Source organism: Bartonella capreoli, assembly GCF_902813205.1.
Taxonomy (GTDB): domain Bacteria; phylum Pseudomonadota; class Alphaproteobacteria; order Rhizobiales; family Rhizobiaceae; genus Bartonella; species Bartonella schoenbuchensis.
Genome location: NZ_CADDZX010000324.1, coordinates 1 through 404, shown reverse-complemented (window position 1 = coordinate 404; position 404 = coordinate 1). Strand labels below are relative to the sequence as shown.

The window sequence follows — 404 nt, the reverse complement described above, 5'->3', positions numbered from 1 at the left end:
AGAAAAGTCTGTTAGTGTATGGATCGAAACAGCTTACAGTCGAGCCGGTCCAGGTGGCACAGGTGCTGCCAAATGTGGTGGAAACTATGCAGCGGGCTTACTTGCACAAAACAGTGCGACACAAAATGATTGTAGCCAAGTGCTTTTCCTTGATATGGTCGAACATAAGTGGATCGAAGAACTTGGCGGCATGAATGTTTGCTTTATTATGGCAAATAATACACTTGTAACACCTGCACTTAATGGCACTATCCTTCCAGGAATAACACGTCATTCAATTTTACAGTTGGCTCAACAAATGGGGTTAACAATAGAAGAGCGGCCTTATTCTTTTGAATCACTCAAAGAGGATGCCCGAAGTGGTCATCTTAAAGAAGTCTTTGCTTGTGGCACAGCAGCGGTTA

General features: G+C 43.6%; 1 protein-coding gene. It reads left to right on the top strand.

Annotated features, from left to right (window positions below; translation table 11 throughout):
* Positions 1-404: aminotransferase class IV (locus tag J7R05_RS08630; protein WP_208541908.1), on the top strand; the 404-nt coding region annotated here is incomplete at both ends.